The 26,981-nt window shown below is 72.6% G+C and carries 23 protein-coding genes; 5 read left to right on the forward strand and 18 right to left on the reverse strand.

Annotated elements, in window-relative coordinates:
- Positions 1-96: 96 nt before the first annotated feature.
- On the reverse strand, positions 97-633 hold the full coding sequence (locus tag NRK68_RS13480; protein ID WP_030034027.1) for an acyl-CoA thioesterase: 537 nt from the start codon (positions 631-633) through the stop codon (positions 97-99).
- Positions 634-739: 106 nt separating this feature from the next.
- On the opposite strand from NRK68_RS13480, the gene NRK68_RS13485 reads away from it, so the two are divergent.
- A complete protein-coding gene (locus NRK68_RS13485; RefSeq protein WP_183069184.1) occupies positions 740-2,062 on the forward strand; it encodes an LCP family protein in 1,323 nt (440 codons plus the stop codon).
- Positions 2,063-2,101: 39 nt separating this feature from the next.
- Here the strand turns inward: NRK68_RS13485 and manB are convergent, their stop codons facing one another.
- Together manB and NRK68_RS13495 are read right to left on the reverse strand one after the other, a co-directional pair.
- Positions 2,102-3,184, reverse strand: a complete 1,083-nt coding sequence (gene manB, locus NRK68_RS13490; protein WP_183069183.1) for a mannose-1-phosphate guanylyltransferase — start codon at positions 3,182-3,184, stop codon at positions 2,102-2,104.
- 177 nt (positions 3,185-3,361) lie between these two features.
- On the reverse strand, positions 3,362-4,519 hold the full coding sequence (locus NRK68_RS13495; protein WP_030659849.1) for an acyl-CoA dehydrogenase family protein: 1,158 nt from the start codon (positions 4,517-4,519) through the stop codon (positions 3,362-3,364).
- Between the two features lie 200 nt (positions 4,520-4,719).
- Here NRK68_RS13495 and NRK68_RS13500 point away from each other — a divergent pair, with 200 nt between their 5' ends.
- Complete coding sequence (locus NRK68_RS13500) at positions 4,720-6,063, forward strand: UDP-glucose dehydrogenase family protein (protein WP_183069182.1); 1,344 nt, start codon at positions 4,720-4,722, stop codon at positions 6,061-6,063.
- Positions 6,064-6,200: 137 nt separating this feature from the next.
- On the opposite strand, the gene NRK68_RS13505 is transcribed toward NRK68_RS13500, so the two are convergent.
- From NRK68_RS13505 to NRK68_RS13520, 4 genes are all read right to left on the reverse strand, one after another.
- On the reverse strand, positions 6,201-7,283 hold the full coding sequence (locus NRK68_RS13505; RefSeq protein WP_257855867.1) for a membrane dipeptidase: 1,083 nt from the start codon (positions 7,281-7,283) through the stop codon (positions 6,201-6,203).
- A 156-nt stretch (positions 7,284-7,439) separates the two neighbouring features.
- The gene (locus NRK68_RS13510; RefSeq protein ID WP_257855868.1) at positions 7,440-8,618 is read right to left on the reverse strand and encodes a dipeptidase; all 1,179 of its coding nucleotides are present in this window, start codon (positions 8,616-8,618) and stop codon (positions 7,440-7,442) included.
- Entirely contained in the window at positions 8,615-9,151 is a 537-nt protein-coding gene (gene purE, locus NRK68_RS13515; protein ID WP_183069179.1) for a 5-(carboxyamino)imidazole ribonucleotide mutase, read from the reverse strand. Before purE ends, NRK68_RS13510 begins: the two co-directional genes overlap by 4 nt.
- On the reverse strand, positions 9,148-10,266 hold the full coding sequence (locus NRK68_RS13520) for a 5-(carboxyamino)imidazole ribonucleotide synthase (RefSeq protein WP_220819554.1): 1,119 nt from the start codon (positions 10,264-10,266) through the stop codon (positions 9,148-9,150). The genes purE and NRK68_RS13520 overlap by 4 nt, the downstream gene beginning before the upstream one ends.
- A gap of 221 nt (positions 10,267-10,487) precedes the next feature.
- Here NRK68_RS13520 and NRK68_RS13525 point away from each other — a divergent pair, with 221 nt between their 5' ends.
- The gene (locus NRK68_RS13525) at positions 10,488-11,036 is read left to right on the forward strand and encodes a GtrA family protein (RefSeq protein WP_257855869.1); all 549 of its coding nucleotides are present in this window, start codon (positions 10,488-10,490) and stop codon (positions 11,034-11,036) included.
- A 69-nt stretch (positions 11,037-11,105) separates the two neighbouring features.
- On the opposite strand, the gene NRK68_RS13530 is transcribed toward NRK68_RS13525, so the two are convergent.
- Both NRK68_RS13530 and NRK68_RS13535 read right to left on the reverse strand, forming a co-directional pair.
- On the reverse strand, positions 11,106-12,371 hold the full coding sequence (locus NRK68_RS13530; RefSeq protein ID WP_183069177.1) for a sensor histidine kinase: 1,266 nt from the start codon (positions 12,369-12,371) through the stop codon (positions 11,106-11,108).
- A 9-nt stretch (positions 12,372-12,380) separates the two neighbouring features.
- Positions 12,381-13,058 (reverse strand): response regulator transcription factor, encoded by a 678-nt coding sequence (locus tag NRK68_RS13535; protein WP_183069176.1) that lies wholly within the window; start codon positions 13,056-13,058, stop codon positions 12,381-12,383.
- A gap of 383 nt (positions 13,059-13,441) precedes the next feature.
- Here NRK68_RS13535 and NRK68_RS13540 point away from each other — a divergent pair, with 383 nt between their 5' ends.
- Positions 13,442-14,962 (forward strand): peptide MFS transporter, encoded by a 1,521-nt coding sequence (locus tag NRK68_RS13540; protein WP_183069175.1) that lies wholly within the window; start codon positions 13,442-13,444, stop codon positions 14,960-14,962.
- Positions 14,963-15,019: 57 nt separating this feature from the next.
- On the opposite strand, the gene NRK68_RS13545 is transcribed toward NRK68_RS13540, so the two are convergent.
- From NRK68_RS13545 to hutU, 8 genes are all read right to left on the reverse strand, one after another.
- Positions 15,020-16,339, reverse strand: a complete 1,320-nt coding sequence (locus tag NRK68_RS13545; protein ID WP_257855870.1) for a hypothetical protein — start codon at positions 16,337-16,339, stop codon at positions 15,020-15,022.
- Entirely contained in the window at positions 16,336-17,472 is a 1,137-nt protein-coding gene (locus NRK68_RS13550) for a hypothetical protein (protein WP_257857840.1), read from the reverse strand. Before NRK68_RS13550 ends, NRK68_RS13545 begins: the two co-directional genes overlap by 4 nt.
- A gap of 5 nt (positions 17,473-17,477) precedes the next feature.
- Positions 17,478-18,575: a hypothetical protein gene (locus NRK68_RS13555; protein WP_257855871.1), complete on the reverse strand. Its 1,098-nt coding sequence runs from the start codon at positions 18,573-18,575 to the stop codon at positions 17,478-17,480.
- 17 nt (positions 18,576-18,592) lie between these two features.
- Positions 18,593-19,282 (reverse strand): LPXTG cell wall anchor domain-containing protein, encoded by a 690-nt coding sequence (locus NRK68_RS13560; protein ID WP_183069173.1) that lies wholly within the window; start codon positions 19,280-19,282, stop codon positions 18,593-18,595.
- A gap of 113 nt (positions 19,283-19,395) precedes the next feature.
- Positions 19,396-20,574 carry an imidazolonepropionase gene (gene hutI, locus NRK68_RS13565; protein ID WP_183069172.1) on the reverse strand — a complete coding sequence of 393 codons (1,179 nt, stop codon included), beginning with the start codon at positions 20,572-20,574 and terminating at the stop codon, positions 19,396-19,398.
- 95 nt (positions 20,575-20,669) lie between these two features.
- Positions 20,670-22,010 (reverse strand): formimidoylglutamate deiminase, encoded by a 1,341-nt coding sequence (locus NRK68_RS13570; RefSeq protein WP_257855872.1) that lies wholly within the window; start codon positions 22,008-22,010, stop codon positions 20,670-20,672.
- Positions 22,001-23,191 carry an allantoate amidohydrolase gene (locus NRK68_RS13575; protein WP_183069207.1) on the reverse strand — a complete coding sequence of 397 codons (1,191 nt, stop codon included), beginning with the start codon at positions 23,189-23,191 and terminating at the stop codon, positions 22,001-22,003. Before NRK68_RS13575 ends, NRK68_RS13570 begins: the two co-directional genes overlap by 10 nt.
- 68 nt (positions 23,192-23,259) lie before the next feature.
- Complete coding sequence (hutU, locus tag NRK68_RS13580) at positions 23,260-24,924, reverse strand: urocanate hydratase (RefSeq protein WP_183069170.1); 1,665 nt, start codon at positions 24,922-24,924, stop codon at positions 23,260-23,262.
- A gap of 104 nt (positions 24,925-25,028) precedes the next feature.
- Here hutU and NRK68_RS13585 point away from each other — a divergent pair, with 104 nt between their 5' ends.
- Complete coding sequence (locus NRK68_RS13585) at positions 25,029-26,369, forward strand: type III PLP-dependent enzyme domain-containing protein (RefSeq protein WP_257855873.1); 1,341 nt, start codon at positions 25,029-25,031, stop codon at positions 26,367-26,369.
- Between the two features lie 47 nt (positions 26,370-26,416).
- On the opposite strand, the gene NRK68_RS13590 is transcribed toward NRK68_RS13585, so the two are convergent.
- Positions 26,417-26,974, reverse strand: coding sequence for a TetR/AcrR family transcriptional regulator (locus NRK68_RS13590; protein WP_183069168.1), 558 nt, complete (start codon positions 26,972-26,974; stop codon positions 26,417-26,419).
- Between the last annotated feature and the right edge of the window lie 7 nt (positions 26,975-26,981).

Raw genomic sequence — 26,981 nt, forward strand, 5'->3', positions numbered from 1 at the left:
TAGGCCCGTACGCGGGAGCCGTAGGCCCGTACGCGGGAGCCGAGGGCCCGTACGCCGGCGGCACGGCGGCCGTGCGGGCCCCGCGCGGGCCGTCTCTCAGTCGTCGAAGCCCTGGGCGGCGCGCTCCTCGCGCAGCGCCATGATGGCCTGTCGGCGGGCGAGCCGGTGGGTGCGGCGGATCTGGGCCTCCTGGTAACGCCGCTCGTCCTGCTCCGTCTCCGGGAGCACCGGCGGGACCTGGCGGGGCTTGCCGTCGGAGTCGACCGCGGTGAACACAAGGTAGGCGCTGCCGACCTGGGTGGCGGGGGTGGACTCGTTCCACCGCTCGGCGAGGACGCGTACGCCGATCTCCATGGAGGAGCGGCCGGTCCAGTTGCACTGGGCCTTCACGTGGACGAGGTCGCCCACGCGCACGGGGGCGAGGAAGGCCATCTCGTCCATGGAGGCGGTGACCGCCGCACCACCGGAGTGACGGCCCGCCACGGCGCCGGCGGCGTCGTCGACCAGCTTCATGATGACGCCACCGTGCACCGTGCCCAGGAGGTTGGTGTCGTTGGCGGTCATGATGTGGCTGAGGGTCGTCCGGGAGGCAGCGGTCGGCTTCCCGGGCAGCTCGCCCGGTATCTGTGTCATACGGACACCTTAGATGGGGCGCGCAGGCATCAGCTCTGCAACAGCACCGGTACGGATCCTCCCCCGGGCTGTCGCAGGCGCCGCCCCGGCAGGCATCCTTGGGCGCATGAATGACTGGCCAGAAGGTCGTGACGACGCCTACGGACGCGGCAGCGCGCGTCCGCAGCCCGAAGGTGTGCAGCGGATGCGGCACATCCAGCGGCAGCCCCAGCAGCCGCCGCGGCCCCCGCAGCCCGTGCCGCCCCCGCGGCCGCAGCGCCCGGCGGGGCCCCTGCCCACGCCCGGTGTCCCGCCGCAGCAGGCGGGCGGCCACGACACGTACGGCGGTTACGACAGCGGCTACAACACCGGCCAGGTGTACGGCTCCCCCTCCGGCGGCGCCCCGGGGCGGCCGCAGGGTCCCGGCGGGCCGTCGGGCCCGAACGGCCCCGGGCGGGCGCCCGGTCCGGCCCCGGACTGGCGCAGGCGGATCAAGGTCGGCTCGATCGTGCTGGTCTCCGCGCTCCTTGTGACGTCGATCTCCACCTACTTCTGGGCCGACTCCAAGGTGCGCCGCGAGGTCGACCTCTCCAAGGTCATCGAACGGCCGAAGGAGGGCGACTGCACGACGTACCTGATCGTGGGTTCGGACAGCCGTGAGGGCATGTCCGACGAGGAGAAGAAGAAGCTCCACACGGGCTCGGCCGAGGGCAAGCGGACCGACTCGATGATGATCCTGGCGAAGTGCTCCAGCGGGAACACGATGATCTCGCTGCCGCGCGACTCGGACGTGGAGATCCCCTCCTTCGTCGGCTCCCAGTCCGGCAAGCAGTTCCCCGCGCAGGGGCGGCGGGTCAAGCTGAACGCGGCGTACGCGGAGGACGGCCCCGAGCTGCTGGTGCGCACGGTCGAGCACAACACGGGCCTGCGCATCGACCACTACGCGGAGATCGGCTTCGCCGGCTTCGCGAACATCGTGGACGCGCTGGGCGGTGTCGAGCTCGACATCGAGCAGGGCTTCAAGGACGAGAAGTCGGGCGCCGACTTCAAGGCGGGCAAGCAGACGCTGAACGGCGAGCAGTCGCTGGCCTTCGTCCGTACCCGCTACGCCTTCGCCGAGTCCGACCTCCAGCGGACCAAGAACCAGCAGAAGTTCCTGGCGGCGCTCGCCAACCAGGCCGCGACCCCCTCGACGATCCTGAACCCGTTCGCGCTCTACCCGATGCTGGGTGCCGGCCTGGACACCCTCATCGTCGACAAGGACATGGGCCTGTACGACATGGGTCAGATGTTCTTCGCGATGAAGGGCGTCAACGGCGGGAACGGCGTGTCGATGAACATGCCGATCTCCGGTCAGCGCGGCGGCAACCTCGTCTGGGACAAGGCGAAGGTGCAGCAGCTGGTGAAGCAGATCCAGAACGACGAGAAGGTCACCGTCCGCGGCAACTGACCGCGGACGGGGTGCCGCCCCGCTTCCCCGGACCGGGAATCAGGCGTCCGGCGAGAAGCGGATGGCGGCGGCGGGCAGCTCGGCCTCGCACCACACCCGGGCGCCCGCGCGCAGTTCGTTGTCGGCGCCCACGACGGCGCCGTCGCCGACGACGGTGCCGTCGAGCACGGTCCGCGCGCCCACGGCGGCGCGGGCGCCGATCAGGCTGGCGTTCACCTGCGCGTCCGGGCCGATGACGGCGTCGTCGAGCACGATGGAGCCCTGGACGACCGCGCCGGCCTCGATCCGGGCGCCGGCGCCCACGACGGTGCCGCCCGACAGCTTGGCTCCGGCGGCGACCTGCGCGCCGGGCAGGACCAGGGACTCACCGCGGCGGCCCGGTACGGCCGGGGAGGGGACGACGCCGCGGACGAGGTCAGCGGAGGCCTGGATGATGGACTCGGGCTTGCCGAGGTCCATCCAGTAGGTGTTCTCGGTGACCCCGTGGAGCGTGGCCCCGGAGGCGAGCAGGCCGGGGAAGGTCTCGCGCTCGACCGAGACCGGGCGACCGGCCGGGATGGAGTCGATCACGCTGCGGCGGAAGACGTAGCAGCCCGCGTTGATCTGGTCGGTGATGATCTCTTCGGGCGTCTGCGGCTTCTCGGTGAAGGCGAGTACCCGTCCGTCGGGGTCGGTGGGGACGAGACCGAAGGCGCGCGGGTCCTCGACCCGGACCAGGTGCAGGGAGACGTCGGCGTCGGCCGCCTCGTGCGCGTCCACCAGGCCGCGGATGTCCAGGCCGGTGAGGATGTCGCCGTTGAAGACGAGGACCGAGGAGTCGGGTCCGCCGGTCAGGCGCTGCCCGGCGTTGCGGATGGCGCCGCCGGTCCCCAGGGGCTCGTCCTCCACCACGTATTCGAGGCTGAGGCCGAAGTCGGAACCGTCCCCGAAGTAGGGCTCGAAGACCTCGGCGAGGTAGCAGGTGGCCATGACGATGTGCGTGACACCGGCGGCGGCGGCCCTGGCTATCTGGTGGGCGAGGAACGGGACGCCTGCCGTGGGGACCATGGGCTTGGGCGTGTTCACCGTCACGGGGCGCAGCCGTGTTCCCTGTCCGCCGACCAGCAGGATCGCTTCCGTCATTGCGTTCTCCCCAACCGATTCCGGCGTACGAAGGTCCAAATTTAGCCCATCCGGGGGCGCCCGGAAGCCGGTGCCGGATGTGTCGGCGGGCGCCCGCCGCGGGCAGGGGCCCGGACCGGGACGACCCCCGGCCGTGGCCGGGGGTCGTCCTGGTAGGTGCAGGTCGCAGGCTTGCGGCTACGGCAGGTTCCTCGCCATGACGATGCGCTGGACCTGGTTCGTGCCTTCATAAATCTGCGTGATCTTGGCGTCGCGCATCATGCGCTCCACCGGGTAGTCACGGGTGTAGCCGTAACCGCCGAGGAGCTGGACGGCGTCCGTGGTGACCTCCATGGCCACGTCGGAGGCGAAGCACTTGGCCGCGGCGCCGAAGAAGGTCAGGTCGCCGTCGACGCGCTCGGACTTGGCGGCGGCCGAGTACGTGAGCTGGCGGGCGGCCTCGATCTTCATGGCCATGTCCGCGAGCATGAACTGCACGCCCTGGAAGTCGCCGATCGGCTTGCCGAACTGCTTGCGCTCCTGGACGTAGCCCTTGGCGTAGTCCAGGGCGCCCTGCGCGATGCCGAGCGCCTGGGCGGCGATCGTGATGCGGGTGTGGTCGAGGGTCTTCATCGCGGTGGCGAAGCCGGTGCCCTCGGCGCCGATCATGCGGTCGGCGGGGATCCGGACGTTGTCGAGGTAGACCTCGCGGGTCGGGGAGCCCTTGATGCCGAGCTTCTTCTCCGGCGCGCCGAAGGACACGCCCTCGTCGCCCTTCTCGACGACGAAGGCGCTGATGCCCTTGGAGCGCTTCTCCGGGTCGGTGACGGCCATGACCGTGTAGTACTCGGAGACGCCCGCGTTGGTGATCCAGCGCTTGACGCCGTTGAGCACCCAGAAGTCCCCGTCGCGCACGGCGCGGGTCTTCATGCCGGCGGCGTCGGAGCCCGCGTCCGGCTCGGAGAGCGCGTAGGAGAACATCGCGTCGCCCTTGGCGAGCGGGCCGAGGTACTTGGCCTTGAGCTCCTCGGAACCGGAGAGGATCACCGGGAGGGAGCCGAGCTTGTTCACGGCCGGGATGAGGGAGGAGGAGGCGCAGACGCGGGCCACTTCCTCGATCACGATGACGGTGGCCAGGGCGTCGGCGCCGGCACCGCCGTAGGTCTCGGGCACGTGGACGGCGTGCAGGTCGTTGGCGACCAGCGCGTCGAGGGCCTCCTGCGGGAAGCGGGACTCCTCGTCCACGGCGGCTGCGAACGGCAGGATCTTCGCCTCGGCGAGCGATCGGACCGACTCGCGGAGCATGTCGTGCTCCTCGGCCGGGCGGTACAGGTCGAAGTCGGCAGAACCCGCCAAGATCTCTCACTCCCCAGTGACACGCGATACGTGATGCTAACTACCGTTAAGTAACCCAAGTTTAGTGTCCCGGTCACGGATGGCGATATGGACGGGCCACGTGAGCTGCATGACAGAGACGGTGCTCCTGGGGACCGTCCCCGCCGGTGGGCCCGACTATGCTCAGTGGCCGCAAACGGCCCCGCACCTCTGGAGCACCCATGGCCCCCCTCAGGATCACTGTGATCGGCACCGGCTACCTCGGCGCGACCCACGCCGCGGCGATGGCGGAGCTGGGCTTCGAGGTGATGGGTCTGGACGTGGTGCCGGAGAAGATCGAGATGCTGGCCGCGGGCCGGGTGCCGATGTACGAGCCCGGGCTGGAGGAACTGCTGGCCAAGCACGTGGCCGGGCTGCCGGGCTCGACCGGGCGGCTGCGCTTCACCACCTCCTACGAGGAGGTCGGCGCCTTCGGCGACGTCCACTTCGTCTGCGTGAACACCCCGCAGAAGTACGGCGAGTACGCCTGCGACATGTCCTACGTCGACTCCGCGATGACCTCGCTGGCCCCGTACCTGACCCGCCCGGTGCTGGTCGTCGGCAAGTCCACGGTGCCGGTCGGTTCGGCGCGGCGGCTGGCGGAGCTGCTGACGGGCCTCGCCCCCGCGGGCGAGGACGTGGAGCTGGCCTGGAACCCCGAGTTCCTGCGCGAGGGCTTCGCCGTCCAGGACACCCTGCACCCCGACCGGATCGTGATCGGCGTCCAGGGGGAGCGCGGCGAGAAGGTGCTGCGCGAGGTCTACGAGACGCCGCTGTCCGAGGGCAGCCCGCTCGTCGTCACCGACTTCCCGACCGCGGAGCTGGTGAAGACCGCGGCCAACTCCTTCCTCGCCACCAAGATCTCCTTCATCAACGCGATGGCGGAGGTCTGCGAGGCCGCCGGCGGTGACGTGGCCAAGCTGGCCGAGGCCATCGGCCACGACGAGCGGATCGGCGCGAAGTTCCTGCGCGCCGGCATCGGCTTCGGCGGCGGCTGTCTGCCCAAGGACATCCGCGCCTTCATGGCGCGCGCCGGCGAGCTGGGCGCCGACCAGGCCCTGACCTTCCTGCGCGAGGTCGACTCCATCAACATGCGGCGGCGCGGGCACATGGTCGAGCTCGCCCGCGAGGCCGTGGGCGGGTCCTTCCTCGGCAAGCGGGTCGCCGTGCTCGGCGCCACCTTCAAGCCGGACTCGGACGACGTACGGGACTCGCCCGCGCTGAACGTGGCGGGCCAGATCCACCTGCAGGGCGGACAGGTCACCGTCTACGACCCCAAGGGCATGGAAAACGCCCGGCAGGTCTTCCCCACCCTCGGGTACGCGGACTCCGCGATCGCGGCGGCCCGGGGCGCGGAGGTGGTCCTCCACCTCACCGAGTGGCGCGAGTTCCGCGACCTCGACCCGGCGGAGCTCGCCTCCGTCGTCACCGACCGGCTCGTGCTGGACGGCCGCAACGCGCTGGACCCGGTGCGGTGGCGTGCCGCCGGCTGGACGTACCGGGCGATGGGGCGGCCCCGGGCCTGACCCCTGCGGGGGGCCCGGCCGCCTGCGTGCCCGGGTGCGGCGCCGTCGCGGGGCGCTGCCCCCGAGCCCCCGCGCCTCGAACTCCCCCGGCTACCGCTGGGAGGTACCCCCTGGCGGGGCTGGCGGGGGCGGCGAGGCTACACCGGGGCGGCGGTGCTTGGGCGGCGGCGGGCGGTGAATTCGGTGTCGCGGATGACGCGGAGGGCGTTCCCCCAGGTCAGGAGGGCCAGGTCGGACTCCGGCCAGCCGCGGTCCAGGAGTTCCGCGATCAGCCGCGGGTAGCCCGAGGGGTCGGTCAGGCCCGTCGGGCGGGGGCCCGGCGGTTCGGTGCCGAAGGCGGCGCCGAGTCCGACGCAGTCCGGGCCCGCGACCGCCCGTACGTGGTCGAGGTGGTCCGCCACCGCGTGCAGGGAGTCGCCGGTGCGCTCGGTGTCGAAGGTGACCATCGCCAGGCCCTTCGCCTCACGCAGCGCGACGAGCACCTCGTCGGTCGCGTTCCCCGGATGCGGGTTCAGCGCGGCGGCCCCCGTGTTCGAGATGATCACCGGGGCTTTCGAGGCGCTCGCGAGCCGGCCGGCGACCGCCGGTTCGCAGCCCGTGAGGTCCAGCAGGATCGCCAGCCGGTTCGCCTCCTGCACCACCTCGTGACCGAAGGCCGTCAGCGTCTCCTGCGCCCAGGGCGCTCCCGCGGGGGCGAGGATCCGTACGCCCAGTGCGTGGAAGGCGCGCAGCGCGCCCAGGGAGTCCGTCAGCGTGCGGCCCGGCACGGGCCCGAGGAACGAGGCGATCCGGCCGCGGTTGCGGGCGTCCGCCATGTCGTCGGCGCTGAGCGCGAGGCAGAGGCTGTCGGGGTAGCGGCGCATCAGGGTCAGTGCCGCGTCGATCTGCTCCAGGGTGTCGGAGACCACCCGGTCGTCGGCCGCGCCGTCGCCCGGCCCGCCCTGCGGCGGTACGAGCAGGGACCAGAACTGGGCCCCCACTCCCCCGGCGCGCAGCCGCGGGATGTCGGTGTCGACGCCCGCGTCGGGGGTTTCGATGTCGTGGTACGGGCTCTGGCGCAAGGTCCAGACCAGCGTGTTGCACCCGTCGGCGACGGGGTGGACGGACAGCAGCGCGGCGGCTCGTTCGAGGGCGCTCGCCTGCGTCCCGGGTCCGGCGGGGGCCGGGAGGTCCTCGGCCCCGATGCCCGCGGAGTGGGGTTCGTCCTGCAGGTCGGCCATGGCGTTCGCTCCGGTCTCGGCGGCAGCAGGGAGAGATGCTGCCACCGTGACACGCGGGGCCGCGCGGCCGCCCGGCGGGGGTGGCGTTCGAGTGAACCGCTGGTCACACCCCGTCACCACACCCGCCGGACGCCGGACGTCGGCCGCCGGCCGCTTCTAGAGCACCGCGTTCGACGGGCCCCGGGTCGCCGACACCTCGCGCGCGACCGCTTCCGCGTCACGCAGTGCGCGGACCGCGTTGGACCAGGTCAGTTTGGCCAGGTCGGCCCTGGACCAGCCGCGTGCCAGGAGCTCCGCGACCAGGTTCGGGTAGCCCGCCACGTCGTCCAGGCCGGTCGGGGTGAAGGCTGTGCCGTCGTAGTCCCCGCCGATGCCGATGTGGTCGACCCCGGCCACCTCCCGCATGTGGTCCAGGTGGTCGGCCACCGTGGCGGCGGTGGCCACCGGCCGGGGCCGTTCCGCCTCGAAGGCCCGGTGCAGGGCCATCGCCTCGGGGGTGGTGTCGAGGTGGTGGAAACCGTGCGTCCGCAGGTTCTCGTCCGCGGCCAGGGTCCATTCGACCGCCGCCGGGAGGATGAACTTGGGGACGAAGGTGGCCATCGCGACCCCGCCGTTGGCGGGCAGCAGCGCCAGCACGTCGTCGGGGATGTTGCGCGGGTGGTCGCAGACCGCGCGCGCCGAGGAGTGCGAGAAGACCACCGGCGCGACCGAGACGGCGAGGGCGTCCCGCATCGTCGTCGCGGCGACGTGGCTGAGGTCCACCAGCATGCCGACGCGGTTCATCTCGCGGACGACCTCGCGGCCGAAGTCGGTCAGACCGCCGTGCCGGGGCTCGTCGGTGGCCGAGTCCGCCCAGTCGATGGTGTCGTTGTGCGTGAGCGTCATGTACCGCACGCCCAGCAGGTGCAGGGCGCGCAGCGTGGCGAGCGAGTTGTTGATGGAGTGGCCGCCCTCGGCGCCCATCAGCGAGGCGATCCGGCCTTCGGCGCGGGCCTGCTCCATGTCGTCCGCCGTCAGCGCCCGCACGAGGTCGCCGGGGTAGCGGTCGATCAGCTGGGCGACGGCGTCGATCTGCTCCAGGGTGGCGCTGACCGCCTCGTCGCCCGCGTAGTCCGAGCGCACGTACACGGACCAGAACTGCGCCCCGACGCCCCCGGCGCGCAGCCGGGGGATGTCGGTGTGCAGGTGGGCGGACTGGTCACCCGCGATGTCCCGTTGCGCGAGGTCGTAGCGCACCTGCTGGCGCAGCGCCCAGGGCAGGTCGTTGTGACCGTCCACGACGGGGTGCTCGGCCAGCAGCTCGCGCGCCTCCGCCAGACGCTGCGCCGCGCTCACTTGCCGAACCCGAAGGATTCCGCGTTCGCGACCTTCGTCCGCAGCCGCTTGCCCTTCTCGGTGGCCTGGTCGTTGAGCTCCTGCTGGAAGTCGCGCATCCGGGCCAGCAGCTCGGTGTCGTGGGCGGCCAGCATCCGTACGGCCAGCAGGCCGGCGTTGCGGGCGCCGGCGACCGAGACGGTGGCGACGGGGACCCCGGCCGGCATCTGGACGATCGACAGCAGGGAGTCCATGCCGTCGAGGTACTTCAGCGGCACCGGCACGCCGATGACCGGCAGCGGGGTGACCGAGGCGAGCATGCCGGGCAGGTGGGCGGCTCCGCCCGCGCCCGCGATGATCGCCTTCAGGCCGCGCCCGGCGGCCTGCTCCCCGTACTCGATCATCTCGCGCGGCATCCGGTGCGCGGAGACGACGTCGACCTCGTAGGGGATCTCGAACTCGTCGAGGGCCTGGGCGGCGGCCTCCATCACGGGCCAGTCCGAGTCGGACCCCATGACGATGCCGATGACAGGGCCTGCGGCGGTGGTGCTCATTGCGTGACCGTTCCTCTGAGGTAGTCGGCAGCGTGGCGTGCGCGCTCCAGCACATCGTCCAGGTCGTCGCCGTAGGTGTTGACGTGGCCGACCTTGCGACCGTGTTTCACGTCCTTGCCGTACATGTGGATCTTGAGCTGGGGGTCGTGGGCCATGCAGTGCAGGTAGGCCGCGTACATGTCGGGGTAGTCCCCGCCCAGCACGTTCGCCATGACGGTCCACTTGGCGCGGGGGCGCGGGTCGCCCAGCGGGAGGTCCAGGACCGCGCGCACGTGGTTGGCGAACTGGGAGGTCACGGCCCCGTCCTGGGTCCAGTGACCGCTGTTGTGCGGACGCATCGCCAGCTCGTTGACGAGGATGCGGCCGTCGGTGGTCTCGAACAGCTCCACGGCCAGGTGGCCGGTCACGCCGAGTTCCTGCGCGATGCGCAGGGCGAGGGCCTGGGCCTCGCCGGCCAGCTCCTCGGAGAGGTCCGGGGCGGGAGCGATCACCGTGTCGCAGACCCCGTCCACCTGGCGGGATTCCACGACCGGGTAGGCGACGGCCTGCCCGTGCGGGGAGCGGACGATGTTCGCCGCGAGTTCGCGGACGAAGTCCACCTTCTCCTCGGCGAGGACCGGGACGCCCGCCTTGAACGGGGCCTCGGCATCCTGCGGGGTGCGGACGAACCACACCCCCTTGCCGTCGTAGCCGCCGCGCACGGTCTTGAGGATGACGGGGAAACCGCCTGCCTCGTCCGCGAAGGCGGCCACGTCGTCCGGATCGCTCACGATCCGGTGGCGGGGGCTGGGCGCGCCGATCTCGTCGAGCTTGGCGCGCATCACCCCCTTGTCCTGGGCGTGTACCAAAGCGTCGGGCCCCGGGCGGACGGGGATGCCGTCCGCTTCCAGGGCCCGCAGGTGCTCGGTGGGTACATGCTCGTGGTCGAAGGTGATCACGTCACAGCCACGCGCGAACGCGCGCAGGGTCTCCAGGTCGCGATAGTCGCCGATGACGACGTCGCTCACGACCTGGGCCGCCGAGTCCTGTGGTGTGTCACTGAGGAGCTTGAATCTGATGCCGAGGGGGATACCCGCCTCGTGGGTCATGCGGGCGAGCTGACCGCCGCCGACCATGCCGACTACCGGGAACGTCACTCCTCCAGGGTATCCGCCGGTATTCGGCCATCCGGACCTGACCCCGGCGGGTGTCCGGGCGCGATCCCCCTGTGTGCCGTGCGTCGCAGGGTGCCGGAAGGCACAGACGGACCCCAGGGGGGAGACTTAGCATGGGTGGGTTGACGGAGAACACCGGACGCCCCGTGAGGGGGCGGTGACCGACAGGGACTGGCCTACTGATGACCACGCAGGGCGGATCGGTCCTCGAACGCGTACGCGGCCTCGTGCGGGAGGTCGCGAAGTTCGGGGCGGTCGGGGGCCTGGGTGTCCTGGTCAACCTGGGTGTCTTCAACCTGATCCGGCACACCACCGATCTCCAGGTGGTCCGTGCGAGCGTGATAGCCACCGTCGTGGCCATCGCCACGAACTACCTCGGCTTCCGCTACTACGCCTACCGGGACCGCGCCCAGAGCGGCCGCACCCGGGAGATGGCCCTCTTCGCCGGCTTCAGCGCGATCGGCCTGGTCATCGAGAACGGCGTGCTCTACACGGCGACCTACGGCTTCGGCTGGGACGGCCCGCTCGCGAGCAACGTCTTCAAGTTCATCGGCATCGGCACGGCCACCGTCTTCCGCTTCTGGTCGTACCGGACCTGGGTCTTCAAGGCCCTGCCGCCGGTCGCCCCGCCCGCCGGCGGCGCCGGCAAGCCGGTGACGGACCCGGCGCCCGCGCTCCGGCCGGAGCGCAGGCCCGAACCCCGGCCGGAGCCGGAGCCCGCGAACAACTAGGCCGCCCGGGGCCTGCTGGGCGGCGTCGTCGAAGTCCCGCCCAGCCCGGCGCCACCTTGACGACAGCCCTCAGCGGACGGTTTTCTCCCGATCCGCCGGTTCCGGGGCTGTCCGGCTGAGGAACAGCGCGAACACCGGGGGCTGTGTCTGGAGCAGCTCCAGGCGGCCGCCGTCCGCCTCCGCGAGGTCCCGGGCGACCGCGAGGCCGATACCGGTGGAGTTCCGGCCGCTGATGGCCCGCTCGAAGATCCGGTTGCCGAGGTCCGGGGGGACGCCCGGTCCCTCGTCCGTGACCTCCAGCACCGCCTGGTTGCCGATCACCCTGGTGCGCAGGGCGACGGTGCCGCCGCCGTGCATCAGGGCGTTCTCCACGAGGGTGGCCAGCACCTGGGAGACCGCTCCGGGCGTGCCGACGGCCCGTACGCCCTGCTTCCCGGAGCGCACGATGGCCCGGCCCGCGCTGCGGTAGGCCGGCCGCCACTCCTCCACCTGCTGCTTGACGACCTCGTCGAGGTCGAAGGGGACCGCGGAGCCCGTGCGCGGGTCCCGTGAGTTGGTGAGCAGCCGCTGCACCACGTCCGTGAGCCGCTCCACCTGGGTCAGGGCGATCGTCGCCTCTTCCCGTACGGTCTCCAGGTCGTCGGTGACCGTGATCTCCTCCAGGCGCATCGACAGCGCCGTGAGCGGGGTGCGCAGCTGGTGGGAGGCGTCCGCGGCGAGGCGCCGCTCGGCGGTGAGCATCCGGCCGATCCGCTCGGCGCTGGAGTCCAGCACGTCCGCGACCCGGTCCAGCTCGGGCACCCCGTACCGCTTGTGCCGGGGCCGCGGGTCGCCCGAGCCGAGCCGTTCGGCGGTCTCGGCGAGGTCGGTGAGCGGGGAGGCCAGCCGGTTCGCCTGCCGTACGGCGAGCAGTACGGCCGCCACGACGGCCAGCAGGGCCACCGCGCCGACCACGGCCAGGGTCCGTACGACCTCCCGGGTCACGGTGGAGCGGGCCTCCTCCACGACGACGATCTCGCCCTGCTCGCCGCGTGCGGTGCCCCGTACGACGCTGTCGGGGATCGACGCGCCGACCTCCACGGTCTGCTGCCCGGGGATCGTGATCCGCGCGTAGTGCCCGGCGTCGAGCTGCTCGGCGAGGTCGGAGGGGTTGTTCGGCTTCTTCTCCAGGACGTTCGCCTCGACGATGCCGACGAGGCGCAGCGCCTCGGACTCGACCCGGTCCTGGGCGCTGCTGGTGATGGTCCGGGTCTCCACGATGACGAGGGAGACCCCGAAGACGGCGATCACCACGAGCACCACGGCGAGCGTGGACTGGATGAGGCGGCGGCGCATCCCCTGGGGTCAGCTCTTCTCGAAGCGGAAGCCGACGCCGCGGACGGTGGCGATGTAGCGGGGGTTGGCGGCGTCGTCGCCCAGCTTCTTGCGCAGCCAGGAGATGTGCATGTCGAGGGTCTTGGTGGAGGACCACCAGGTGGTGTCCCAGACCTCGCGCATGAGCTGGTCGCGGGTGACGACGCGGCCGGCGTCGCGCACCAGGACGCGCAGCAGGTCGAACTCCTTGGCGGTGAGCTGGAGCTCCTCCTCGCCCATCCAGGCGCGGTGCGACTCGACGTCGATGCGTACGCCGTGGGTGGCGGGGGGCTGGGCGGCCTCGGTGGAGCCGCGCCGGAGCAGGGCCCGGACCCGGGCGAGGAGTTCGGCGAGGCGGAAGGGCTTGGTGACGTAGTCGTCGGCGCCCGCGTCCAGGCCGACGACGGTGTCGACCTCGTCCGCCCGGGCGGTGAGGACCAGGATCGGGAAGCCGTGTCCCTCGGCGCGCAGCCGGCGGGCGACTTCCAGTCCGTCCATGCCCGGCAGGCCCAGGTCCAGGACGACGAGGTCGACCCCGCCCTGGAGTCCGGCGTCGAGGGCGGTGGGGCCGTCCTCCCGGACCTCGACCTCGTACCCTTCCCGGCGCAGAGCGCGGGCCAGGGGCTCCGAAATGGATGCGTCGTCCTCGGCGAGCAGTACACGCGTCATGTGGGTGATGGTAGTCCGCGGCGACTGAATCGAGAGGCCTGCCTGCAGACCCCTTCCTGTCTGGGCTTATGAACGGCTGAGCGCCTTCGAATATGGCCGAACGGTTCCCGACTCGCCTTGTGATCCATCTCTCAAGTCCTTTCATATGCCGCACTGTCGTGTCGTATGGTGGCGAGACGCCTGATGCAATACCTCAGGGACCTTTGTGCCGAAAAGCAGCACATAGGTCTCTATTTCTGTCCGGAACCGGACGGGCAGTCCTATCGGCGACTGATACCGGCCGGCCTCGACGGCAGTGAATGACCTGTGGGCCGGGCCCCACCCCCCACCGGGCGCGGATGGGCTCACGAAGCCGAAGCGTCCCGAGCAAGCAAGGATCGACCATGGCTTCCAGCCTGACGACGGCCTCACCGAGCCCCGCTCACGAGAGGACCGTCCTCGGCCACCCGATCGGCCTGGCCACGCTGTTCATGACCGAGATGTGGGAGCGCTTCTCCTACTACGGCATGCGTGCGCTTCTCGTTCTGTACCTGGTCTCCGGCGGCGTCGACGCCGCGACCGGCAGCCAGGGCGGCGGCCTCGGCTTCACCGCGGCGACGGCCACGGCGATCTACTCCGTCTACGTGGCCATGGTCTACCTCATGGCCATGCCCGGCGGCTGGTTCGGCGACCGCGTCTGGGGCGCCCGCAAGACGGTCGCCATCGCCAGCTTCGTGATCATGGCGGGTCACGTGGCGCTGGCCGTCCCCGGCCAGCTCGCGTTCTTCGTCGGTCTGCTGCTGGTCGCGGTGGGCTCGGGTCTGCTGAAGGCCAACATCTCCACGATGGTCGGCCACCTGTACAAGGACGCGGACGACCCGCGCCGTGACAGTGGCTTCACGATCTTCTACATCGGCATCAACGTGGGTGCCCTCCTCGCCCCGATCGGCATCGGCATGGTCGGCGAGCTGGTGAACTGGCACCTCGGCTTCGCGCTCGCCGCCGTCGGCATGGGCATCGGCCTGGCCATCTTCCTGCTCGCGGGCCGCACGCTGAGCCCGAAGAGCAGCATCGTCCCGAACCCGCTGAGCGCCGCCGAGCGCAAGGCCGTGATCACGAAGGCCCTCGCCGTCCTGGGCGTCGTGGCCGTCTTCTACGGCGTCGTGGTCGCGGCGGACATGTTCACCATCAAGTGGGCGCTGTACCCGATCACCATCGCCGGTCTGATCATCCCGGTCGCCGTCCTCACCCGGATCAAGCGGGACAAGGACCTGTCCCCCGTCGAGCAGACCCGGATGAGCGCCTACATCTGGTTCTTCGTGGCCGCCGCCGTCTTCTGGATGATCTACGACCAGGGCGGTTCGACGCTCTCCCTGTTCGGTGACAAGAACTCCGAGCGCGCCCTCTTCGGCTGGGAAGTCCCCACCACCATCTTCCAGTCGCTGAACCCGCTGTTCGTGGTGGCCCTGGCCCCGATCTTCGCCGCCATGTGGGTGGCCCTGGCCCGCCGCAACCGCGAGCCCAGCACCATCGTGAAGTTCTCTGTGGCCCTGGTCATCGTCGGCGCCTCGTTCTTCGTCTTCGCCATCCCGCTGAGCCAGACCGCCGGCAACGACACCAAGGTCACCATGTGGTGGCTGGTGCTCATCTTCCTGATGCACACCATCGCCGAGCTGTGCCTGTCCCCGGTCGGCCTGTCGGTCACCACCAAGATGGCTCCGCAGAAGTACGCCTCCCAGATGATGGGCGTCTGGTTCCTGGCCGTCACCGCCGGTGACTGCATCACCGGTCTGCTCGGTCTGGCCGAGGTCCAGCTGAACGGCGTCGGCGTGATCCTCTTCCAGGCGTTCGCGGCCGTCGCCGCCGGTGGCGCGATCTTCATGTACCGCAAGAAGGTCAACGCGCTCATGGGCGACATGAACTGACGCGTCCCGCTCCGTCCGCCCGGCACACCTTCCGGTGTGCCGGGCCGTCCGCTTGTGTCAGCGGGTGCCGCGCAGGCGGCGCCACGGGGTGAAGGTGAACACCGCCCCGCCGAGCAGGATCACCGTGCCGGCGACGAGGGCGAGGGCCTTGATGCCGCCCTCGTCCTCCGCGCCGGTCTCGGCGAGACCGCCCGAGGCGGCGCCGCCGGTGCTGCCGGTGCCGCCGGTCGAGGAGCCGGAGCCGCCCGGCTGGGCGGTGGTGTCCAGTTCCAGCGAGACGCCGCTGCTGGTCGCCTTGCAGGGGACGTTGATCGGCGTGGAGCCGGGGGCCATCGTGACGTCGATGGTCAGCTGGTCCGGGCTGAGCGTCACCTTGCCGGACTTTCCGGGCTTGTAGGTGCCGGTCATGTCGCTGAGGCTGACCGGGGCCTTGTCCGGGATGGGCTCGGCGTTGGCCGGGCCGGAGACCTTGACGGTGCCGCTGTCCGCGCCGCCGAGCTTCACGTCCATCGAGGGCTTGAGGGCTCCGGCGGGCAGTGCCATGGGCGCCGCCATCGCGCCCTTGGCGGTCTTGACGGTGAGGTCGTAGCCGCCGCCGTTCTTCTTGGCGTTGATCGTGACCGGGGTCTTGATGCCGCCCGGGACGACCGCCCCGCAGTCGAAGCTCACCTCGACCGCCTTGCCCGGGAAGTCGGTCCGGCCGCCTCCGCCGCCGCTGCCGCCCGAGGTGGTGCCCCCGGTCGTCGTGCCACCGGTCGTCGTGCCACCGCTGGTGGTGCCACCCGTCGTCGTACCGCCCGAGGTGGTGCCGCCCGAGGTGGTACCGCCGCTGGAGCCGCCCGACACGTCGATGACGGCCCCGCCCTTGACCTCGCCGACCGGCGCGCACTTGGTGACGAACGTGCCGAAGGAGAAGGTGACGGCGACGTCGTACTTGCCGGGCGTCAGGCTGATCCTGCCCGCCTTGGTGAGCTTCAGCTTGCCCTTCATCGTGGACATCTGCATGGGGGCCTTCTTGGGGATCGGCGGGTTCTTCTTCTCCCCGACGACCTTCAGCTCCCCGCCGCCACCGCCGACGGTGATCCAGCCGGTGGGCTGGACGGAGTCCTGCGGGATGTCCATCAGGTCGGTGTTGTTCGAGGCCGGCTTGACCGTCTCCCAGGACACCTCGACCTCGTCACCCACCTTGGCCGTGGCCGGAGCGGTGACCCTGGCGGTGGTCTCGCCCTCGACCGGGGAGCCGCCGCCGGCCGGCGGCACGCACTTGACCTTGAACGTGGCCTCCGCGGCCTGGGCGGTTGGAGCCGTGATGGCGAGGCCCGCGCCGCCGAGCAGCAGCGCGACCAGGGCCGCGCTCACCCTCCGTCGGTTCTTCACGATGGTCCCTTCGTCGTCGAACGGTTCTCAGACGGTGCGGACGTCTGTGGTGCTGTCTCCGGCGCGCTGTCCGGGGTGAACCACGGCAGGGCCGCCGTGGTGGTCGCTGGGGGCTCCGCCGGCCGCTCGGCCCGGACCGGCCCGGCCGGTCGCGCCGCGGGGAACCGGGGCAGCCGGGCCGTGACGGCCGCCGCGGCCTCGGCGGCCCGTACGCCCCGGTGGCGGCCGGCGCCGTGCCCGGTGCGCGGCCGGACCTTGTCGACGACGGCCATGCCGATACGGAAGACCGCGGCCGGGATCACCACCAGGAGCAGGCCCCGGAAAAGCAGGACGCCGTACGGGCGGGCCACGCCCCAGGGCTGGGTGGCCACGACGGTCTCGCCGTACTTGAGGGAGATCGTGTAGTCGCCGTGGGCACCCGCGGGGAGGGTGACGTCGAGCACCACCTCCGCCTTGCCGCCGGGCGGGACGGTCCCCTTCCAGCGGGCCTCCTCCCACAGCGGGGCGAACACGCCGTGGGCGGTGCCGAGCTGGAAGACGGGGTCCTTGACCGGGGCGGTGCCGAGGTTGCCGACGGTGACCTTGAACTTCCGGGCGGCCGGGGCGCCGAACCAGGTCAGCACCCCGTCCTCGCCCTCCAGCCGGACCCCCGTGAGCATCGCGAGGCGGCCCGTACCGGATTCGGCGGGCAGCTCGGCCACCGGATGGTCGGTGATCTTCAGGGGGACGGCGACGGTGGACCGGTCCCCGTTGACGGAGGTGACGTTGACGACGCAGGGGCAGGGCTTCGGCGGGGCCACCACGGGCAGCTGCGCCGCGAAGCGGCCGTCCTCGGCGACGGAGACGGCCGCCCCGTCGGCGTTGGCACAGCTGTTGGTGCCGCCGATCATGTTCTGCCCGCAGACCAGCAGCATGACGAGGGTCCTGGCCCGCCAGCCGGTGCCCGTCACGGTGAGTTCGGTGCCCTTGGCGGCCTCCTGGAGGGAGAGCGCCACCGTGGGCGGTGCCTCGGCCGCGGCGGACGGGACCGCGGGGAGGAGTGCGAGGGCGTACACCGCCAGCCCCAGCAGGAGGGACCGGGCGGTGCGGCCGACCGTGCCGCCGGACGTTCCGCCGGCCTTGCCGCCGACCATGGCACTCACCTGGAGGCTCCCGTCAGTTCGTGTTGCGGTGCAGGGGGCGTCGCTCCGGGCGTCCCGGCGGGCCCGCCGTCGGCCCCGCCGTCCGCCGGCCCGCGCCGCGGGCGCCCGCCGCGTACGAGGAAGAGCGCGCCCAGCGCGGTCCCGCCGAGCCCGAGCAGCCCGAGGCCCGTCCAGCCGGCGGCCCGCCAGGGCACGAACCAGGCGGAGGCGGCCCCGGCGGCCCGGGCGCCGCCGGAGGCGGTCACGGTGACCGTGACGCGGACCCGGTCGAGGGCCGGGGCGCCGGGCCAGGGCTCGGTCAGCTCGGACCGCTGCCCGGGGAGCAGTTCGACGGGGACGGCGCGCGGGCCGCGGCCGGGGACCTCGCCGAAGGCGCCCTCGGCGCGGATGTCCACCTCGGGGGCGAGGGCGACGTTGCCACGGTTGACGAGGGTGTAGGCGACGACCGAGGCCGCGCCCCGGCCCCGTACGGCGACGTCCTCGACGGTGAGGGCGGCCAGGGTGGGGCCGCTGACCCGCAGGTGGACCCGTACGCCCACCTCGCGGCCCGCTTCGGCGGCGATCACGGCGGCGGGGTGGTCGCCGGGCGACGACGCCGGAGGCACGGTGACGGTGAAGGGGACCACGGCGCGGGTGCGGGGCGGGATCTTCACGGTGGCTCCGGCGCCGAAGCTGAACCAGGTACCGGCGCCGGGCACGGGTGCGGACGCGGCGCCGGGCACGGCTCCCGGTGCGGGTGCGGACACGGCTCCCGGCGCGGGCACGCCGCCGGGCGCGGGGGCTGCCGGGCGTACCGCGAGGGCGCCGTCGGCGGTGTTGTGGGCGTCGGCCCCGCGCAGGGTGACGGTGCGCTCCTGATCGGTGGTGTTGGTCAGGGCGAGGCGGTCCTCCAGCACGGCCGCGGGGGCGCCCTCCAGGTAGAAGTACGGGCGGGCGCCGCCGGGCCGGGCCGCGGCCGTACCGGCGGCGGGCTCGGCGGTCCAGCCCGGTTCGTCGGCGGCCGCGGAGGCGGCGGGGACCGTGTGCAGCGCGGCCGCGGCGAGCAGGACCAGGAGGAGGCGGGCGTCGCGCCCGGGGCTGTGGAGCACGGGCATGGCCGGGGGTGCTCCGTTCAGGACCGGGCCCGCCGGCCGCGCCGGGTCAGCCAGAGCACGCCGGCCGCGCCGGCGAGCATCACGGTGCCGCCGAGGGTGCCGAGGGCGAGGGCGGAGTCGGTGGGTCCGGTCTGCGGGAGGGTGTCGGGCGCGGAGTCGCCGCCGCCTGGCTGCGCGCCCGCCCCGCCGGCCCCGCCGGCCGCGGTGACGTCCAGCTCCAGGGAGGGCCCGGGGTTGTTGCCGGGGGTGCAGGTGGTCGTGGTGCCCATCGCCTTGATGGTGAGCACGCCGGCGGTGAAGGTGACCTTGCCGCTCTTCTTCGGCGTGTAGGTGCCCGAGAGGTCGGTGATCTTGATCGGGGTGTCCGGGGGCACCGCCTCTGAGTTGGACGGGCCGGACACCGGTACGGACACCTTCTCGGCGCCGCCGACGACGATGACGGCGCCGGGGCTCATCGCGCCCTTGCCCAGCTCGATGGGGCTGGACGAGACGCCCTTCTGGAAGGACATGGTCAGCTTGTAGCCGTCGCCCTCCTTGACGGCCTTGATGTCGATGGGCGAAACCGCCGACTTGTCCCCGATCGGGGTCTTGCAGTCGTAGGCCACGTCGACGACCGCGGCGCGGGCCGTGGGGGCGGCGAGCAGTACCGCCGATCCGGCCAGCGCGGAGGCCAGCGCGAGCGCGGTGGAGCGTTTGCGGTCGGTCACCTTCGTCTTCCCCTCGGGCCACGGATAACTGACGGAACATCAGATCGGTGGCTCAAGGTACGCCCGGGGCCTTACGGAGGGAAGACAAAGGACAGGCCCGGATCGACCGTTCGTCAGTGCGCGCGGACGCCCTTCAGCCACACCGCGGAAACCAGCGGCACGCCCGGCCGGTAGGCCAGGTGGACGTGGCTGGGGGCGTCCAGCAGGGCCAGGTCTGCGCGGGCTCCGGGAGCCAGGACGCCGATGTCGGCACGGCGCAGCGCGCGGGCGCCGCCGGCGGTGGCCGACCAGAGGGCCTCGTCGGGGGTCATCCGCATGTCGCGGACGGCGAGCGCGATGCAGAACGGCATGGAGCTCGTGTAGGAGGAGCCGGGGTTGCAGTCCGTGGACAGCGCGACGGTCGCGCCCGCGTCGATCAGGCGGCGGGCGTCGGGCCACTGGGCGCGGGTGGAGAACTCGGCGCCGGGCAGCAGGGTGGCGACCGTGGTGTCCGCCGCCTGGGCGAGGGCGTCGACGTCGGCGTCGGTGAGGTGGGTGCAGTGGTCGGCGGAGGCGGCCTCCAGCTCGACGGCGAGCTGGACTCCGGGGCCGTACGAGAGCTGGTTGGCGTGGACGCGCGGGATCAGTCCGGCGGCGGCACCGGCGGTGAGGATCGCACGGGCCTGGTCGCCGTCGAAGGCGCCCTTCTCGCAGAAGACGTCGACCCAGCGGGCGTACGGGGCGCAGGCCGCCAGCATCTCGCCGGTGACGAGGTCGACGTAGCCGGCGGGGTCGCCGGCGTAGTCCGGGGAGACGATGTGTGCGCCGAGGTAGGTGACCTCTTCGGTGTGCGCGGCGGCGATGCGCAGGGCGCGGGCCTCGTCGGCGACGGTGAGGCCGTAGCCGGACTTGGTCTCGAAGGTGGTGGTGCCCTGGCGGCGGGCCTCGTCGAGATGGCGGACGAGGTTCGCCTCCAGTACGGCGTCGGAGGCGGCGCGGGTGGCGGCGACGGTGGTGCGGATGCCGCCGGCGGAGTAGGCGCGCCCGGACATCCGGGCGTTGAACTCCTGGGTGCGGTCGCCGGCGAAGACGAGGTGGCTGTGGCTGTCGACGAAGCCGGGGATCAGGGCCCGGCCCTGCGCGTCGAAGCGCTCGTCGGCGGCCGGGGCCTGTGCGGCCGGGCCGACCCAGGCGATGCGGTCGCCGTCGATGACGACGGCGGCGTTCTCGATCAGGCCGAGGGGGCTGCCGTCGCCGACGGCGGGGTCGTTGGTGACGAGGCTGCCGATGTTGGTGATGGCGGTGGTGGTCACTGGGTTCCTCTCAGAGCTGGCTTGTCCCCGCCCCGCCCTTTCGCCGTTTCCCGGGGCTGGGGCGGGGTGGGGGAAGCCCGCCGCAGGCGGCACGGTCAGGAACGCAGGGCTGCGATCGATTCGGCGAGGGCGGACGGGACGTCCTCGACCAGGGTGTGGTGGCCGTCGCGGACCACGTGGCGGCCGCCGACGACCGTGTGGCGGACGTCCGCGGCGGTGGCGGCGAAGACGGCCGTCTCGGCGCCGAGCCGCGGCAGCGGACCGGCCGTGCGGACGGAGTCCAGGGCGACGGTGGTGAAGTCCGCGAGCGCGCCCTCCTCCAGGCGGCCCGCGTCGGCCAGCCCCAGCGCCGCGTGCCCGTCGCCGGTGGCGGCGGTGAGCAGCGCGTTCGCCGTCCAGTGGCCCCGCGTACGGCTGCGCAGGCGCTCGTTGAGCTCCATCGCGCGCGCCTCTTCCAGCAGGTCGATCACGGCGTGGCTGTCGCTGCCCAGGGAGAGCGGGCTGCCCGCCCGCTGGAGCCGGGTGGCGGGGCCGATGCCGTCGGCGAGGTCGCGTTCGGTGGTGGGGCACATGCAGGTGCCGGTGCCGGTGCCGCCGAGCAGGGCGATGTCCGCGTCGGTGAGGTGCGTGTTGTGGACACCGGTGGTGCGCGGGCCGAGCACGCCGTGGTCGGCCAGCAGCTGGGTCGGGGTGCGGCCGTGGGCGGCCCGGCAGGCGTCGTTCTCGGCGGTCTGCTCCGAGAGGTGGACGTGCAGGGCCGTCCGGCGTTCCTCGGCCCAGCGGGCGACGGTGGCCAGCTGGTCCGCGGGCACGGCCCGCACCGAGTGGACGGCCGCGCCGATCAGGGCGTGCCCGCGCGGCTTGAGGGAGCTGACGCGTTCGGCCCAGGCGTCGGCGGTGCCGTCCGAGAAGCGCTGCTGGTGGGTGTTGGGTGCCTCGCCGAAGCCCGAGGACAGGTAGGCGGTGTCCAGGAGGGTGATGCGGATGCCGGCTGCGGCGGCGGCCTCGATCAGGGCCTCGCCCATGGCGTTGGGGTCGGCGTACGGGGTGCCGCCGGGCGCGTGGTGGACGTAGTGGAACTCGCCGACGTTCGTGATGCCGGCCAGCGCCATTTCGGCGTAGACGGCCCGGGCGAGCGTGAAGTAGCTGTCGGGGGTGAGGTTCTGGGCGATCTCGTACATGAGCTCGCGCCAGGTCCAGAAGGTGCCGGAGCCGATCTGGACGGTGCCGCGCAGGGCCCGGTGGAAGGCGTGGCTGTGTGCGTTGGCGAGGCCGGGCAGGGTCAGGCCGCGCAGGATCTCCGCGCCCGGCGGCGGCGCGTCGACGCCGGTGCGCAGGCCGCCGATCCGGCCGTCTCCGGTGACCTCCAGGGCGACGCCCGGCTCGACGTGGGTGCCGAGCCAGGCGTGCTCCAGCCAGTACGTCGTCAGCGACATGCCAGGCCTTCCAGTACGTCGGCGAGGGCGAGGACACCGGCCACGCAGTCGTCCTCGGCGGCGAACTCCCGCGGGGAGTGGGAGACACCGGTCGGGTTCCGTACGAACAGCATCGCGGTCGGGACGGCGGCGGAGAGGATTCCCGCGTCGTGTCCGGCCCCGGTGCCGAGGACGGGGACGGCCCCGCCCAGGATCCGGTTCATCTCGTCGCGCAGGGCGTGCTCGAACTCGACGACCGGGGTGAAGGACTCCCGGACGATCCCGAGATCGATGCCGTCCTGGTCGGCGCGCTCGCGCGCGGCCTTCTCGATGGCGGTGACGACCGTGTCGAGGGTGGCCTGGTCGGCGGCGCGGGAGTCGAGCCAGCCGCGTACGAGTGACGGGATGGCGTTGACGCCGTTGGGCTCGACGGAGATCTTGCCGAAGGTGGCGACGGCCCCGGCGAGGGCCGCCTCGGTGCGGGCGGCCAGTACGGTCGCCGCGTACGTCAGCATCGGGTCGCGCCGGTCCACGAGGCGGGTGGTGCCGGCGTGGTTGGCCTCGCCGCGGAAGTCGAACCGCCAGCGGCCGTGCGGCCAGATCGCCGAGGCGATGCCGACCCGGTCCCCGGACAGGTCCAGGGCGCGGCCCTGCTCGACGTGCAGCTCGACGAACGCGCCGATACGGGCCAGGCGTTCGGGGTCGGCCCCGATGGCGTCAGGGTCGTATCCGGCGGCCTCCATGGCCTGCGGCAGGGAAACCCCGTCGGCGTCGCGCAGCTCGTGGGCCTTCTCCTTGGTCAGCTGGCCGGCGGTGAGCCGGGAGCCGACGCAGGCGAGCCCGAAGCGGGCGCCCTCCTCGTCACCGAAGTTGGTGATGGCCAGCGGCCGGGAGAACTCCGCGCCCCTTCTGCGCAGTTCGTCGAGGGCTGCGAAGGAGGACACCACGCCGAGGGGGCCGTCGAAGGCCCCGCCGTCGGGGACGGAGTCCAGGTGCGAGCCGGTGACCACGGCGTCCCCGGCGAGGGGGTCGCCGAGCCAGGCCCACTGGTTGCCGTTGCGGTCGGTCTCGTACGTGAGCCCGCGCGCCTCGGCCTGCTCCTGGAACCAGGTGCGGCAGTCGGCGTCGGCCCCGCTCCAGGCGTAGCGGCGGTAGCCGCCGGTGTCCGCGTGGCGGCCGACGGGTGCGAGGTCGGCCCACATCCGGTGGAACGACGGCGCCCCGGCGGAGCCCGCGGCCGGTCCGGCCGCGGGCGTGAAATCGGCCTCGCTCACGCGTCGTCGCCCTCGCGCATCGGGACGCGGACGCCGCGCTCGTCGGCGACCGACTCGGCGATGTCGTAGCCGGCGTCGACGTGGCGGATGACACCCATGCCCGGGTCGTTGGTGAGCACGCGGCGGATCTTCTCGCCGGCCAGGGCGGTGCCGTCGGCGACGGTGACCTGGCCGGCGTGGATGGAGCGGCCCATGCCGACGCCGCCGCCGTGGTGGATGGAGACCCAGGAGGCGCCGGAGGCGACGTTGACCATGGCGTTGAGCAGCGGCCAGTCGGCGATGGCGTCGGAGCCGTCGAGCATGGCCTCGGTCTCGCGGTACGGGGAGGCCACCGAGCCGCAGTCGAGGTGGTCGCGGCCGATCGCCAGGGGCGCGGCGAGGGTGCCGTCGGCGACCATCTCGTTGAAGCGCTCACCGGCCTTGTCGCGCTCGCCGTAACCGAGCCAGCAGATACGCGCGGGCAGGCCCTGGAAGTGGACGCGCTCGCCGGCCATCTTGATCCAGCGGTGCAGGGACTCGTTCTCCGGGAAGAGCTCCAGCATCGCCTTGTCGGTCTTGTGGATGTCCGAGGCCTCGCCGGACAGGGCGGCCCAGCGGAAGGGGCCCTTGCCCTCGCAGAACAGCGGGCGGATGTAGGCGGGGACGAAGCCGGGGAAGGCGAAGGCGCGGTCGTAGCCGGCCAGCTGGGCCTCGCCGCGGATGGAGTTGCCGTAGTCGAAGACCTCGGCGCCGGCGTCCATGAAGCCGACCATGGCCTCGACGTGCTTGGCCATGGACTCGCGGGCCCGGGTGGTGAAGCCGGCCGGGTCCTTGGCGGCGTAGGAGGCCATGTCGTCGAAGTCGACACCGACGGGCAGGTACGAGAGCGGGTCGTGGGCGGAGGTCTGGTCCGTCACGATGTCGATCGGGGCGCCCTCGGCGAGCATCTGCGGGAGCAGCTCGGCGGCGTTGCCGAGGAGGCCGATGGAGAGCGGCCTGCGGGCGTCGCGGGCCTCGACCGCCAGCTGGAGGGCGTGGGCCGGGTTGTCGGCCTTGACGTCCAGGTAGCGGTGCTCGATGCGGCGCTCGATGGCGCGCGGGTCGACGTCGATGCAGATCGCGACGCCGTCGTTCATGGTGACGGCCAGCGGCTGGGCGCCGCCCATGCCGCCGAGGCCGGCGGTGAGGGTGATCGTGCCGGCGAGGGTGCCGCCGAACTTCTTGGCCGCGACGGCCGCGAAGGTCTCGTAGGTGCCCTGGAGGATGCCCTGCGTGCCGATGTAGATCCACGAACCGGCGGTCATCTGGCCGTACATGGTCAGGCCGAGGTGCTCCAGGCGGCGGAACTCCTCCCAGTTGGCCCAGTCGCCGACCAGGTTGGAGTTGGCGAGCAGCACGCGCGGCGCCCACTCGTGGGTCTGCATGACGCCGACCGGGCGGCCGGACTGGACGAGCATCGTTTCGTCCTGCTTCAGGGTCCGCAGGGTGCGGACCATGGCGTCGTACGAGCGCCAGTCGCGGGCGGCCTTGCCGGTGCCGCCGTAGACGACGAGCTTGTCGGGGTGCTCGGCGACCTCGGGGTCGAGGTTGTTCTGGAGCATCCGCAGTGCGGCCTCCTGCTGCCATCCCAGGGCGCTGAGCTCGGTGCCGCGCGCGGCGCGTACGGGGCGGGGTCCTGACATGGCGGTGCCTCCTCCGATGTTGGTAATTCCATTCACATCCTCGCGTCCTGAATAGATTCAGTCAACAGCTGCGGTCGGCCCTGTCGGATGATGGGATGGCGGACATGGCCACCGAGGACATCGCCGAGCGCCGGAACCTGGTCGTACGGGCCGCCGTCGAGCAGGCACTGGTGGGCGGGAGCGACTCCTCGAAGCCCCTGGTCTGCCTGCTGGACACCGACGGGATCCGGGCCTCGGCCGCCGCTCTGACCGCGGCCTTCGAGGCCGCCCTGGCGCCCGGCACGCCCGTCCTGCACGCCTTCGCCGTCAAGGCCGCCCCGCTCGTCCCGGTGCTGCGGCTGCTGGCGGCCACCGGGCTCGGCTGCGAGGTCGCGAGCCCGGGCGAACTGGCGCTGGCCCGGGCGGCGGGGGTCCCCGCGACCCGGACCGTCCTGGACTCCCCCGTCAAGACGACGGCCGAGCTGCGCGAGGCGCTCGCCCTGGGGATCGCCGTCAACGCCGACAACCGCCAGGAGCTGGAGCGCCTGGACGCCCTGGTCGCCGCGGCCCCCACCGCGTCCCCGGTCGGCGTCCGGATCAACCCGCAGACCGGTGCGGGCATCATCGACGCGCTGTCCACGGCGACGTCCACCTCGAAGTTCGGCGTCGCCCTGCGCGATCCCGGGGCGCGCGAGTGGCTCGTACGGGCCTTCCTGGACCGGCCGTGGCTGACCCGCCTGCACATCCACTCGGGCTCGCAGGGCGTCCCGCTGGAGCTGATCGCGCAGGGCGTACGGGAGCTGCACGCCCTGGCCGAGGAGATCAACGCGGCGGCCGGCCGCCGCCAGGTCGACACCCTCGACATCGGCGGCGGGCTGCCCGTCGATTTCACCTCCGACGAGGCGGGCCCGACGTACGCCGGCTACGTGTCCGCCCTGCGCGCTGCGGTCCCGGCGCTCTTCGACGGCACGTACGGCCTGGTCACCGAATTCGGCCGGTCCCTGCTGGCCAAGCACGGCCTGGTGCTGGCCCGGGTCGAGTACACCAAGAGCAGCGGCTCCCGGCCCATCGCCCTCACCCACGCCGGCGTGCAGCTGGCGACCCGTACCGCTTACGCCCCGGCGGCCTGGCCGGTGCGGATCCTGCCGTACGACGCCAAGGGCGCCCCGAAGGCCGGCCCCGCGGTGGCCCAGGACGTCGCCGGCCCCGCCTGCTTCGCGGGGGACCTGCTCGCCGCGGCCCGCGAGCTGCCGCTGCTCGGGCCCGGCGACCTGATCGGCGTCCCGGACACGGGCGCGTACTTCTTCACGGCCCACTACGGCTACAACAGCCTGCCGCGCCCGGCGGTCCACGGCTTCACGGTGACCCCGGACGGCCGCGTCCGCTTCCGCCTCGCCCGCCCGGCGCAGTCCACCGCCGACATCGTGGCGGAAGCCGGCGCCGCACACGCCGACGCACTCCTCTGAACCGCGCCCGCCCGGCCGGCCAGGACGGCTCGGTCGGTGCGGGTGGCTCAGCCGGCCAGGGTGGCCGCCAGCGCCGGGGCCAGGCCCGCGACCAGGTCGTCCGCGGCCGGCGCGGTGACCGCGGGCAGGCGCAACAGGTAGCGGGTCAGGGCCAGGCCCAACAGCTGGGTGGAGACCAGGCCGGCCGTGCGGGCCGCCCGCTCCGGGCCGAGGGCCGCCGCGAGCGCGGGGGCGACCTGCGTCGCGAACACCTCCCGCATCCGGGCGGCGGCCTGCTCGTTGGTGACCGCCGAGCGCAGCAGCACGAGCAGGGCGTCATCGGCCGGGTCGCCCTCCCACCGCTCCACGAAGTGGCGCAGGAGGGTGGCGGGGAGCTCCGCCGCGGGCACCGCGCGGAGGTCCGGCAGGCGCAGGTCCACCGCGAGCGCGGCGTCGAAGAGCTGTTCCTTGCTGCCGAAGTACCGCATGACCATCGACGGGTCGATCTCCGCGTCCGCTGCGACGGCCCGGATGGTGGTGCGTTCGTACCCGTGGGCGGCGAACCGCTCGCGCGCGGCGCGCAGGATCGCGGCCCGGGTGCGGTCGGAGGAGCGTCGTTCAGTCACGCCAACA

This window comes from Streptomyces yangpuensis (assembly GCF_024666385.1).
Classification (GTDB): Bacteria; Actinomycetota; Actinomycetes; order Streptomycetales; family Streptomycetaceae; genus Streptomyces; species Streptomyces yangpuensis.